The organism is Rhodococcus sp. KRD175 (genome assembly GCF_017168275.1).
Lineage (GTDB): Bacteria > Actinomycetota > Actinomycetes > Mycobacteriales > Mycobacteriaceae > Rhodococcoides > Rhodococcoides fascians.
Map to the genome: position 1 here is coordinate 140,032 of NZ_JABFAQ010000003.1, position 12,004 is coordinate 152,035.

The window sequence follows — 12,004 nt, forward strand, 5'->3', positions numbered from 1 at the left end:
TGCGAAGTACTTGCGGTGTTGTGTTCTGGCAGAACAGGTGTCGGTGCTGCGGCCCGGCCCCTTCCCGGTCAGCCGCCGATCGCTTTGGTGTAGATCTCGACCATTTCCTGCAGGGCGGTGCTCTGGCCGTCGACGAGCCACTGTCCGTAGGACTCGTGCACCCGCGAACCCAGGAAGCTCGCCGCAGTGACACCCGCATCGACCAACTGGCCCAAGGCGGCCGCGTCCGGGGAGGTCACGGTGGCCAGAGCCGAATTGCCGAGCCCGACGAGGTCGCTGCTTTGGGCTTGGCTGCTCATCAGTGCGGTCATCGCGTCGGTGGGTGCGTCGAGCTGGTCGGCGGACATCTTCTGGCTCGGCATCAGGACACCGAGTGCGACGTTGGCGAGGTCGATTCCGATGGGTAGTAGTTGACCCAGGGCGAGCAGGTTTCCGGTCTCGACGACCTGCCATGCCACCTCTTGGAGCTGGCCGACGTCGCGGGCGAGCCGGATGACGTCGACGTTGGCGAGCAGACCGGCCACCATCGATGTGGCGGCTGCGGTGCCGGAGGGGTCCGGAATCAGGCTGATCAGTCGCGCGATCGACGACAGGTCCACCCCGGCGGCCATCTTCACCAGCGGGGAGAGCTGATTGTTGAGCTCACCCGAAACCCGGTGTGCCTCTTTGATGTTGCCGGAGAGCAGGAAACCGGGGAGGGCCTGGAGGTTCGCGGCGACGCCGTTGTAGTCGACCGATGTCACCCCTGTGACCACGCCGAGGACCTGGTTGATGATCGTGACCGGCTTGATCGCGGACAGAACCGATGTCGCTGTCGCGAGCTGATCGGCGGGAGTGCTCGCCAGCGGTGCCACGCCGGTGCTCAAGGTCTGCGCGGGACCGGACAGGGCCGCGAACGTGCTCGCGGCATCGGTGGGCGTCGATCCGGACGGTGCAATCGAGGTCGAGCCGGCCAGGGCCGACGCGCCGGACAGAACAGAGCTGGCCAGGTTCACCACCTGGTCGGCAGCGCCGACGATCTTCGGGATGTCGACCTGCTCGAGCGCGTCGACGACGCTGCTGGTCGCAGCTTCCGGAGATCCTTCGGCGGCCGTACGCAGGCCGTCGCGGGCCGCGGGGTTCGCCGCCATCCACGACTGTGTCTGGGCGACCGGGGCGAACGTACCGGCCAGGAGCTTGGCCTGCTGACCGATCTCGGCGATGTCGAGGGCCGACGAGGTCGAGGTCGGCGCGCCGGCGTTCTGCAGCTTGTCCACCGACGCCGCCAGCGAGCTCGCGGCACCCGGGGCTGCGGAAAGATCAGCGAACCCGTAGTCGGAGGTGACTGCGTTCAGGAACGTCGATGTTGCATCGGTGCCGGTGCCAGACGTCGGTGGGGCAGGGGTGGTGCTTCCGGTCGTGCTCGAGGTGGGAAGCGTCGATGCTGCGGTGGACTGTCCAGTTGCGCTGGTTGTGGTCACGTCGGTGCCGGGTGTGGGGCCGGTGGCTCCTGCGGCGGTCTCGACCGTGCCCGGTGGGTTGGCGAGGATTCGGCCGAGCGAGGCCAGGAACGAGTTCGAGGACGTCTCGGTGTTGCAGTACTTGTCGTCGGGGTGGCAGATGTCGAAGACCTTCCCCGACAGGGCACCGAAGCCGCGGGCGTCGGGTCCGCCGATGCCTTGACCTGCCAGTGTGGGGCCGACTATCTTCGCTCCGGCGGTACCGCGCTTGGGGTTGGCCAGCAGCGCAACCGCGAGCACCGACGCCGGCGGCGTCGGACCTGACCCGGCTCCGATCTCGACAGCCACATCGTTGGCGATCTGCGCTCCCTGTGAGTAGCCACCGAGGACGAACTTCGATCCGGGGCAGCGGGAGATCGCGTCGACCGTCGCCCGATCGCCTTCGGTCTTCGACGTCGCGTACGTCATGCCGGACTGGAGGAACGCCTGGGCGGGGTACGAGGGGTAGACGACCTGGATCTGAGATCCGTACCGGCGCTGCAACTCCTGCCCGACTTGGCCCAGCATCCCGGCGGGTTTGGTGGGGTCTGCGTCGGCTCGGGTTTCGGTGGTTCCCGGTGCCAGGACCGCCACGAATCGCGCGCACGGTGACCCGGCAGCGGGTGCCGCCGAGGCGACCGGGGCCGCGAGGGATAGTGCGGTGGCCACGGCGGCGGTCAGGGCGGCGAGTCGGACGGAGTCGGCACTGCGCATGATCTATTCCCCTACTTCGGTGATCGATTCGATGAGATGACGCCCGTCGACCACGGAGGTGGTGACGCGCTGGGTGCGGTACTTCGGGCCGGGTGTCCCGTCGGGTTGGACGAGACTGACGGTGAGGGTGAAGAGCCCGGGCAGAACCGGGTCGAGGTCGAGGCAGTATTTCGACCCGACCGGGGTCTCGGCGATACCGATATCGAGGTTCTCGACAGTGGTGAACGGCGGGGCGGCGGGGGAGATGAGCTCGAACGCGGCAGCGCCGGACCGTTCGACGTACAGGCGGTGCTCGAATGCCCTGATGGCGTTCTCGCCGCTGTCCTGCCCACCTGCGGGCATCGAACAATCACCCTGCGCTGATTCGGCAGGAGCAGGTGACGGTGAGCTCTCGGAAGGAGGTGAGGTGTCGGTGGACGTCGACGGCGCGGTCGTTGTCAGTGCATCGGCCGGCAGTGGGCCCTTCGCGGGTGCCGAGTCGTCACCGGTGGCCACGATGACGCCGGTAACGACCGCAGCGACCGTGACCGCTGCGCCGCCGAACAGCAGGGCTGCTCGGCGGCGACTGCGGTCACGGGATCCGGACGCGGCGCTGGCCGGTTGTGGTCGTCTCGGCGATCGGCTCGGGCCGGTTGCGCTGACTATCGAAGAGCCTTGCTGGCTTCGCACCATGATCGATGAATCCTTTCTGGCACAGATGAATCCGGGGAAGTGAGGATCAAGCGGGGACGAGTGCCGCCTGCAGGCCTGCCAGGGCTGCGTTGGCCTGGTCGACGATCGGAGCAGCGGCGTTGTTGACCGCGGCGACTGTCTCGGCCACTGCGGGCTGTTCGAGTGCGGTCGAGGTGAATCCCTGTACGGCCTCGTACGCGGGCTCGGTCCACACCTGCGCATCGGTCACTGCCTGATCGACGGCCTTCTGGACACTGGGGGCATCGATGGTCAGCGGCGCGGCAGGCGGTGCCGGCACGCTCTCGGGTGCCGGGAGCGGTGCAGGCTCTTCGATGATCTGCTGCTCGCCGCCGAGGACGGTTGCACCGAGGACGCCGCCGAGGACTGCTCCGGCACCGGTCAGGCCCAGCACGATCGGTGCCGACAGCGCCGCGCCGACCCCGGCACCTGCGAGAGCTGCTGCACCGGGGATGAACACCCAGCCGACCGGTCCGCCCCAGACGATCGCACCGGTGCCGGTGGTAGCGGCGACACCGAGTCCGCCGCCGATGGCAGCGGCGGTGCCGGTGATGACTGCGGCCGGGACCATCGATGCCGCGAGGCCGACAGCGCCACCGGTGATGACACCGGTCGCGGTACCCGCTGCGATACGGTCGGCGCGGGGAGCATCGGCGAATCCGTTGCCCACCAGCCAGTTTCCGCCATCGGCTTGTATTGCCTGGGTGGTGTTGTTGAACTGCTCGACGAAATTGCGGTCCACGATGTTCGGGTCGTACGGCACGAGTTCACCGCCGACGAGGAAGTAACCATCAGGTGCGTCGATCGGAGCAATGACGGTGCGCTGCACCGTCGGGACCGGCGGTGGGGGCGGCGGAGTCGCCTGCAGAGCCGGGGGCGCTTCGCTCGGGGCAGCCTGCGGAGCAGGGGCTTCGTAATAGGTGTTCTGGTAGTACGTGGACTGCTGATTGCCCGCCAGGTAGTCGTCGTAACTGCGTGACGGGGTTTGCTGGACCTGGGGTGAGGGCTGGTAACCGGGTAGGTACTGACGTTCTTCCGGCGCGGCCGGCGGCGGGGCGACCGGTGCCGTCTTCGGTGCGCCCGTGACGCCCGGCTGCGATTCCTGCGGGGCGATGACCCCCGGCTGCGACGGAGCGGCCTGAGCGGGAGCGGCCTGCATGGTCAGGCCTGCGATCGTCACCGCAGCCATAGCGGGCAACGATTTGATCACCCGCCCTCGTGTCTTGGATGAGCGGTGCTGTCCGGAGCCCGATGTTGCTGGCATTGTGTGTCGATCCCTTCCTGGTGCGACCCGGCGTTCGGGTCGTTCTGGTGAATGCGATTGCGGCGCAACCGTTCTGGCGACAATTGGTTCTAAATGAAGTGAGTAGAGAAGGTGGATGGGTGCGTGCGATCCATTGGTTGTGGGCCAGTCGCACGCACCCATCACGTGCTAGAGGCTCAGAGCCAGCCGAAGACCACCGACCAGAACCAAGGCTGCTGGAAAATCCACATCGGGTATCGAAATCCTCTCTGTGAGAACGGGTGTGAGTTCGAGGGGTGATGTCCCGGCGGGGCCGCGCAGTACCGAACATGATGAAATGCGCTTACTGCGCGACCCTCGCGCCGGTCCACCGGTCGAGCTGCAGGGCGTCGGGGAGCTCCCGCAGCTCACGACTGGAGTCGGGGGGTGACCCCAGTCGAGATTGGGGTCAGGCCACGTCGTGGTAGTGCAACTGGCTGTCGCTGAACTCGATCGCGCGTCGGGGTTCGTTGGCGGGCTCACGGAACGTCATGTCCGCATCGGTCCACTCACCAAGAAGTTCGCCCGTGTCCTCACACCGCAGCTGATGGGTGTCGTGGTCACCCGTAGATAGCGAGCACACAACGAGGCCAGGAGCTCTGTCGTTGATTGCAGGACAAGGAGTCTGCGCGTGCCATACAGTTTTGGTTTGTAACGCTTCATGCGATGCGGGAGATTGCATGACTGTCTCCGATCCGATTGCGGTTCGTATTCATCCGCATAGGCTGGGAGAGCCACAACGGATACACCCGTGCCCTCGAAAGAGGTCAGGGTGCTTCTAAGTGGAGGGGACTCCGGATGCGTTTCTAGACGCCAATCAGGGCGCATCTGGGGTCTGCTACTTCATCGATGGCACTGTCAGGGTGGAATTCTCACTTTCGGGTGGCTGTCGCTCATGCGATCGGTGCTGTTCGCCGACACTGCTGCTGCAGGCCGGTTCGAGTGCCGGTTTCGAGTAGATCGAAACCCAGGAAAGCCGTCGCGAGAATTGACCAGGCGCGCCGAAGAAGCCGCATCGTTCCGCCCTGTGGCGGTCGATCGGCTGACCTTCAACTGGTAGTGCACCGGAATCACAACCCCCGTAAATGGCTTCCGTTGGCGAGCAGCACGAAATGCGCTCATGCATCGATCGCTGTCGAACAACTCAGACGGCGAGAATGCCTCCACGGAGGAGGTGCAGGCGTCAGCTAACCATGCATCAAAGCTCGTGGCAACTGTTTGCATCATGACCTCTACTGATTTCGCCGGGTTCGACCCTACAACGCGATGCTACGTTAACACACACCAGTTAACTCGTACAGGTGTCGTTGAAATGCTTGGGAGGACTCTCGATGTCCATAGGATCGAACGAACAGGAGTCGGAAGCATCAGGAGTCAAAGACGTGTCCAGGAGTGGTGTGAGGCTCTTCAGTGGCGCACGACTCCGGCAATTTCGGGAACGGAAGAAGCTCTCCGTAGACGACCTGGCTGGCCTTTCGGGGGTGTCGCGTCAAGCGATCTCGACATGGGAGACGGGCCGCGCTCAGCCAACGCCCGGTCCGCTACTCCGCGTCGCAGCCGCTTTGCAGACGACTGTGCCCGATCTCGTCCCAATACCATCGGGTGAGGTCACTATCAGCGATCTCAGAGTGAGGGTCGGACTCACCCAGGGAGAAGCCGCAAGTGGGCTGGGAATCTCGGCGACGCTGCTGGTGGATATCGAGCGCGGACGAAAGCCGCTCAACGATTCCAGGGTCGATGCATTGGCGGACCTCTATCAAGTGCCGGTCGATGAGATCAGGTCTGCGTGGCAACGAGCTATCGACACGCGCGAAGCGCGATTGAAAACCCTCTAGATATTCTCTCCAGGATTTCTCACCCCTATCTCGAGCCCCTGCGGCGTGTCTCGACCGAACCTGGTGCAATCGGTGTTATTCATATCCCTATGCCTAGTCCCGCGAAGCGCCACCGCGACCGGAAGAAGTCCTCTCTGTTCGTAGAGATCGATCCTGCCGTCGTGGACCGCGTTACCGCAGAAGCCGCTAAACGCGGTGTCAACAAGTGGGAGATCGTGGAAGCGGCTCTCGGCCTCGGGCTTGAGCGCCTAACGCCGGTGAAGGAGCCCTACAATTTGGATCTCCATGGCTTGGACAAGACCGCATGACGCAGGTACAGGGCGAACGGAAATCTCGAAAGGATGGTGGTGACTGCTACTGACGTGGATTTGATGAGTCATGTTGCTAGTCAATGTGACTCGATGCAATCGAACTGAATCCGCAGTGAAGCAGACAGCCTGGAAATAGAAAAACCCCCGGCGGCAGGGCCAGGGGATTTCTAAGTTGTCGAGGAATCGAGTTGGTAGCTCGGAACCTCTGCTCTTCTGCTTATCCCCGAAGGGACTGTCTTGCTGGACAGGTCTCAGGGTACATCGCGCCCTGACGTAGGTACAAGATTTAACGCTCGTGTCGGCCCATCTAAGTTGACACCTGACAACGTGTGGAGACGTCTGTCTCCGCTGGTAGCCGCGCGTCGGTCCATGCGCGTGTGGAGTGCCGCTAGCGGCAAGTTCGATACTTCGCGGAGTCTGACGAAGCACCTACCATCCGTGCCGGCTGCGCTTCCGATCTATGCGCGCGGCCGCACGAGCCTGCTTGCACTGGACTTCGATGCCAAACACCACACGCCAGAGCAGGTCGACGCCGATGTCGAACGTGCCTTGGGATGGCTCCACGAATGTGGTGCACGCACCGTCACCGACCGCTCGACGAGCGGCGGCCGCCACGTCCTGGTGCCCATGGCCACCGACATTCCTTTGCGCGTCGACGACATCAAAATGGTGATGCAGCTGCTCGCTGTCCGCCTGGTCACCTTGGACGCCACCCCGATGCTCAACGCGGACTGGGGATGCATCACTCCCCCCGGCTCCCCTTGCCGCGAGGGCGGCTACCGACTCCTCGACGGCACCCTCGACGACGCGATTGACGCCTTCACCGTTCGGTCGGACCGTGGTGTCATTGCTCGCCTGATCGCTTTGCTGGGCGGTGCAACCACCCCCCGGCACCGAACTCCCGCGGCCGCTGTCGCCTCCTCTCTTACCCAGGACGAACGCCTTGTCGGCGTCGGCCGAGATCGCCGCCTGGACCCGCGCTTCCACCGCGCCACAGCCGTCCCAGAGGCCGTCGAGTCGTACGCAGCCACGGGCAAGTTCACCAAAGCCCACAAAGCCCTTTGGAAATCCCCGTCGGAAGCACGCCAGTCCGTCATCAGCCACGCAGTTCTGCGCGGTGCTAGCGCTGCGGACATCGAGAAGGCGATCGCAACTACGAGGTGGGCAGGCCTGCGGCGCGCCTACCTCGACAAGTACGGCACCCATTCAGCCGCCGCGCTGCAACGCGACGTGGACAAGGCCCTGACCTGGGCCGCAACGATCGTCCGGCCATTCCACGAACTCACGCACAAGAAGATATACACAGGGGGGGATGGTTCTTTCCTGAAAGACCACATTCGCCGCCAGTGGCTAGCGCACGCGCAGGCGTGGGTCGACGGAGAGTTTCTCGGTACCCGCCAACGCCCAGTCCTACTCGCGGTGGTGCAGGCGCTTGCCTACACGTCAGCTTTGGCCGGCGAATTGGTCGAGGGCGTCCCTGTGGTCGCAGTCGGGGGGCGAAGCCTGTCTCACGCAGCGGGGCTGATGTCGGAATCGACCGTGTGGAGTGCACTCAGACTGCTAAGAGAGACCCCTGGCTCTCCTTTGCTGCTGGTATCGCGCGGGGCGGGCCGGGAGGCCGACCGCTACGCCCTGACTACTCCAGCAGCGATCCAGGGCCCAGGACGGGCGCATATCGAGCGAGCGCGGGTCGAACCGGTACACCCGGCATGGAGCGTGCTCGGTCTACGTGGCCGAGCGTTGTACGAGCTGATCAAGGCGGGCCTCGCCACCAACGTCGACGACGCATTCGCTGCCGCCAAGCTCAGGCCCTCAAATGGATACGCAATCCTCGCGGATCTGACGACCGCTGGGCTCGTCGAACGGAACAAGGCAGGCCTGACGCTAGGACGCCGCACATTGGACGACCTAGCGGTCGCTCATGGGCTCGGAACCATCGCAGCCGACCGTGTTGTCCGGCACCGAGCAGAACGGCTGTTGTGGCAGGTGTGGTTGGAAAGCCGCTTCGCTCCCCCACCACCGAATGGCGGAGCGTTCGAGCTGACAATGCAACCGCCGGCTGCCACCGCCATATCTCTGATTGATGAACGCGATTCCGAACGGCTGTGGGCAGTTAGATTTGCCGAAGGCCCACCGGTGAGAGACCCGGTGCTCGACGCGATCGAATTGCTGGGAGATCAACTCGGTGCGGTGATCGTCGCCCGATGACGTGGAAACGGCCGGCGAAGGTCTCCGCGAAAATCCGATCGCTTGGTTGCTAGGTCACCACATTGCCGGTGGCGCGACGCACTCACCGATCTGAATGAGCGCTGCCCGAACGTTTTTGCCGCCGGAGGGACGTGCTTCGCCGATCGCGGTGATGGTCATGTCGGCCAGTAACCAGTCATCGTCGCCTGGAAAGCGAAGATGCAAAGGAATGGAGGATTTCTTCTCGGATCCGTCCAAGATCGCGGAGCGAACCAGATCAAGTGCCTCGGCGGTTTTCGGGTGAAACTCCGGGTTGTGGCGCTCCCAATGGTCGAACGGCGGCGGTGGTGTCTTCAACCATTCGAAGACGATGCCAGTGTTGAGATCCAGATGTCCGAGGCCTGCGTCGGCGTCTTGCGCTGTGAGCTGGGCGGCCGCTCTGGCGATTTGTCGATCCGACATGCCTGGCACCTTCTCAGCGCCCTCTGTGGTGTCGTGCAGTAGACCGACGATGCGCCGGCCGTCTGGGGCGATCCGCGCTCTGACGGACATGTCGATTCGGCGTTGAATACCGTTCGCATCGGTGAGGTAGATCGGCGCGTCGAAAGACTCTCCGGACGCGAACTCGTCGCAGGAAAGAGCATCCAGATACTCGCGATATGCCTCTTCGGCGTCGAACCGGTCGAAGTGCTTCCAGATCTCCTGGAGTGTCCTGGTATCGGCTCCATCGTCCAAGCCCAAAATTTGCTCATCGTGGCCAGGTCCGTGTTTCGTCACTTGACGTTCGACGTCGAACTCGAACGTGCCGACAGATTCGGCAGTCGGCGGCGTTCCGTCAGAATTGCCAGCCCAAATTTGGACTCCGAACACACCGGAGGGGCCGATGATCGGGACACCGAGCACCACCACTCGTTCGTAAGCTCCACGGCCGAATACGGGCTCGAGCACCGTATCTCCCGTCAAGACCACCTCGGGGATCACTTTTTGGATCGTGGTGAATGTCTTCCGGGTGTCAGTTCGTCGCTCGATGCTGGTGAAGCTACGGTGGCCACTTCCCTTGGCGACGACCGTGGGCTCGATTCCGTCGGCGAACCCCAGCGTCTCGATCACAAGCCACTCGCTCCAGCTTGGGTCCGACTGTTCTGAGTTCTCGTTCGCCATGCCAAATCCCCGTTCGCCGATCATCTTCTGGTCTGTAGGTCCTCAAGCGCAGCTCGGTCATGCGAGCAGAACACTTCTACACCTATGTGTTGGCTATGCGCCAGCTCCTTGAGCCGCGCGTGGTTGATGGCGATGCGTTTTGTATCCGCGGCCAGCATCGCCTCCAGGGCTCGCAGACCGCGTGATCTGAGGCTCGCTCCACCAGGTCCCATCTCGATCGATGATCGATCGTAAAAGGCGTCGCCAGCATGAAAGAGCCATCCTCGTCGGGCGGCTCTGATGGCAACACCCGCGTGCCCGACAGTGTGCCCGGGCATCGGGACCAACGTGAAGTCGTTCAACCCGGCAACCGGATAGCTGGTGGAAAAGCCCAGGAACGGTTCTCCCTCACCCGCATAGGTTTTCACGCGCATGTCGAGTGGTAGGTGATGATCGCGGTATCGGAGTTTCGCCGTGATCGCTGGCCGGGCACTGGCAATAGCGTGCTCTGTGGCCGTGACATGCACTAAAGCGTCCGGAAAGTCGCGCGCACCGCTGATGTGGTCGTAGTCCAGATGCGTGCACACAATATGGCGAACGTCGCTGGCGCTGTAGCCTAATCGCTGCAGTTGTACCAGCGCGGTTTCGTTCTGCTGTAGTGCCGGCCCCAAGACCAACGCAGCTTTTCCCAGCGCAGCGGGCGTCGCAATGTCCGCACTGCCGATTCCGGCGTCGACCATGACAAGGCCATCATCGGTCTCGCACACCACCACGTGGGTTACCAGGCCGAACCGGAAAGACCCGCAATTGAGATGGTGGACAGTCTGCACACCGACCATGACGTACCTCACTTCGGATGAATGGCGATCCTGGAGGCAACAGCCCGCAGGGAGCGCACGTCCGAAGCCGAATGATCGAAGCTTGGGGAAACCCACTGTGAGAGCGAGCTGCGTCGAGGTCGATGCTATCGGTGCCAGAGATCTACGTCCACGGCATCTCGGGGTCGACACTGCACGGTAGGCGATGGATGCCGCTAATGAAGGCCGAGAGGACAAGGTCCGGGGGCGTCGATGCAAGGTGGGGGTACCGAGCAATCAGATGCTTCAGCAGGATGCGGACTTGGAGTCGCGCGAGATGTATTCCCAGGCAATGGTGCGGATCGCGAGCACCGAAGCCGAGCTGTCGGCTCGCGTTCGAACGGGTCACATCGAACCGGAGGGGATCGGGAAAGACCGCCTCGTCGTGATTGGCTGATAGGTACCACATCACGACCTTGTCCCCTGCCGCGATCGTGCGGCCTCCCACCGATGCTGTGGCGGTCGCCGTGCGCCGCATGTACGGGACGGGTGAGGCCCACCGAACTACTTCGTCGATAGCACCGTCGATATGACTGTCGAAGTCGTCGACGAGCAACTTCAGCTGATCCGGATGAGTGGTCAGCAGGTGTGCCGCCCAGGCCAAGGTTTGGCGCGTCGTGTCGTACCCAGCGGTGATCAACAGGATGAGAAAGCTCGCGAATTCCTCGACCGTGAGCTCTGCGCCCTCCGTAGCCCCGGTCGCCGAGGACCGCAGAAGGCGGGAGATCACGTCATCGGACGGGTTCGTCTTTCGTGAAGCGCCCAATTGCGCTGCATAAGAGTAAATCTCGACCACACTCGGTGACATTCCCGGCGAATTGGTAAACAGCTCATTGCTGTTCCCCACCACCTGATCCGTCAGTTGCTTGATCAGGTGGTGGTCGGACGGAGGGATGCCGAGGAGTTCGCAGATCACAACGAGAGGCAGCTGGCCCGCCACAACGTTCACGAAGTCGAACTCTCCGGAGACCGGAATGGCATCGATCAATACCTGAGCGTGTCGATCGATGGTTCCAGCGATCTGACGCACCGATCGATGCGTGAAGGCACCCTGGACAATGCCGCGGAACCGGCGATGTTTGGGGTCATCCATGGCGATCATCGAGCCGGCGAACGCAAGTGCTTCAGCGGGGAAGTCGGCAATCGTGAAACCTGCAGCCGAAGAGAATATTTCGGGACGTCGGCTTACATCGACTACCTGATCGTAACGAACGATCGACCAGAATCCGGATCCCCCGGGCTCGTCGTGAAACTGTGGTGCGCTTTCCCTCAGCTGCCGGAACCGGTCGAGCCGTCTATCGAATGAGGTGTCCCAAAATTCCTGCGTCGCAGGCGATAAGGGCACTTCAACCGTATTTGGTAACACATGGACCCCCGAGTCCTTGAGCTGACATTTTGCGTCGATCGTAAGTGTCGGTCACACCTGACGGCGATACGAAACCAACCGAGCAGCCGTGACGGTACAGTTCGCCGAGGCTGCTCGGTTGGTTAAACCCCCGAAGCAGACCGC

At 63.2% G+C, this 12,004-nt stretch carries 9 protein-coding genes; 3 read left to right on the plus strand and 6 right to left on the minus strand.

Annotation, left to right across the window (positions count from 1 at the left end; genetic code table 11):
* Positions 1 to 68: 68 nt before the first annotated feature.
* The 3 genes from J1M81_RS04030 to J1M81_RS04040 are packed head-to-tail and all read right to left on the minus strand — an operon-like array spanning position 69 to position 4,071.
* The gene (locus tag J1M81_RS04030) at positions 69 to 2,192 is read right to left on the minus strand and encodes a cutinase family protein (RefSeq protein WP_032391685.1); all 2,124 of its coding nucleotides are present in this window, start codon (positions 2,190 to 2,192) and stop codon (positions 69 to 71) included.
* 3 nt (positions 2,193 to 2,195) lie between these two features.
* Positions 2,196 to 2,864 carry a hypothetical protein gene (locus tag J1M81_RS04035; RefSeq protein ID WP_230598239.1) on the minus strand — a complete coding sequence of 223 codons (669 nt, stop codon included), beginning with the start codon at positions 2,862 to 2,864 and terminating at the stop codon, positions 2,196 to 2,198.
* A gap of 46 nt (positions 2,865 to 2,910) precedes the next feature.
* Positions 2,911 to 4,071 carry a hypothetical protein gene (locus tag J1M81_RS04040; protein WP_241257677.1) on the minus strand — a complete coding sequence of 387 codons (1,161 nt, stop codon included), beginning with the start codon at positions 4,069 to 4,071 and terminating at the stop codon, positions 2,911 to 2,913.
* 1,424 nt (positions 4,072 to 5,495) lie between these two features.
* Here J1M81_RS04040 and J1M81_RS04045 point away from each other — a divergent pair.
* The 3 genes from J1M81_RS04045 (at position 5,496) to J1M81_RS04055 (ending at position 8,518) form a co-directional block, all read left to right on the plus strand.
* Positions 5,496 to 5,999: a helix-turn-helix transcriptional regulator gene (locus tag J1M81_RS04045; RefSeq protein WP_241257678.1), complete on the plus strand. Its 504-nt coding sequence runs from the start codon at positions 5,496 to 5,498 to the stop codon at positions 5,997 to 5,999.
* Entirely contained in the window at positions 5,951 to 6,307 is a 357-nt protein-coding gene (locus J1M81_RS04050) for a hypothetical protein (RefSeq protein ID WP_206497669.1), read from the plus strand. Before J1M81_RS04045 ends, J1M81_RS04050 begins: the two co-directional genes overlap by 49 nt.
* Before the next feature lie 441 nt (positions 6,308 to 6,748).
* Positions 6,749 to 8,518 carry a hypothetical protein gene (locus J1M81_RS04055; protein ID WP_052063215.1) on the plus strand — a complete coding sequence of 590 codons (1,770 nt, stop codon included), beginning with the start codon at positions 6,749 to 6,751 and terminating at the stop codon, positions 8,516 to 8,518.
* A 54-nt stretch (positions 8,519 to 8,572) separates the two neighbouring features.
* Here J1M81_RS04055 and J1M81_RS04060 read toward each other — a convergent pair whose 3' ends face one another.
* The 3 genes from J1M81_RS04060 to J1M81_RS04070 form a co-directional block, all read right to left on the minus strand.
* Positions 8,573 to 9,682: a GAF domain-containing protein gene (locus J1M81_RS04060; RefSeq protein ID WP_155289664.1), complete on the minus strand. Its 1,110-nt coding sequence runs from the start codon at positions 9,680 to 9,682 to the stop codon at positions 8,573 to 8,575.
* Positions 9,679 to 10,476, minus strand: coding sequence for an MBL fold metallo-hydrolase (locus tag J1M81_RS04065; protein ID WP_206497648.1), 798 nt, complete (start codon positions 10,474 to 10,476; stop codon positions 9,679 to 9,681). Before J1M81_RS04065 ends, J1M81_RS04060 begins: the two co-directional genes overlap by 4 nt.
* Before the next feature lie 142 nt (positions 10,477 to 10,618).
* Positions 10,619 to 11,860, minus strand: coding sequence for a cytochrome P450 (locus J1M81_RS04070; RefSeq protein WP_032375749.1), 1,242 nt, complete (start codon positions 11,858 to 11,860; stop codon positions 10,619 to 10,621).
* Positions 11,861 to 12,004: the final 144 nt, after the last annotated feature.

Coding starts and splice junctions, on each gene's coding strand:
- J1M81_RS04030 (WP_032391685.1), bottom strand. CDS start 2,192: ATGCGCAGTGCCGACTCCGTCCGACTCGCCGCCCTGACCGCCGCCGTG.
- J1M81_RS04035 (WP_230598239.1), bottom strand. CDS start 2,864: ATGGTGCGAAGCCAGCAAGGCTCTTCGATAGTCAGCGCAACCGGCCCG.
- J1M81_RS04040 (WP_241257677.1), bottom strand. CDS start 4,071: ATGGCTGCGGTGACGATCGCAGGCCTGACCATGCAGGCCGCTCCCGCT.
- J1M81_RS04045 (WP_241257678.1), top strand. CDS start 5,496: ATGTCCATAGGATCGAACGAACAGGAGTCGGAAGCATCAGGAGTCAAA.
- J1M81_RS04060 (WP_155289664.1), bottom strand. CDS start 9,682: ATGATCGGCGAACGGGGATTTGGCATGGCGAACGAGAACTCAGAACAG.
- J1M81_RS04065 (WP_206497648.1), bottom strand. CDS start 10,476: ATGGTCGGTGTGCAGACTGTCCACCATCTCAATTGCGGGTCTTTCCGG.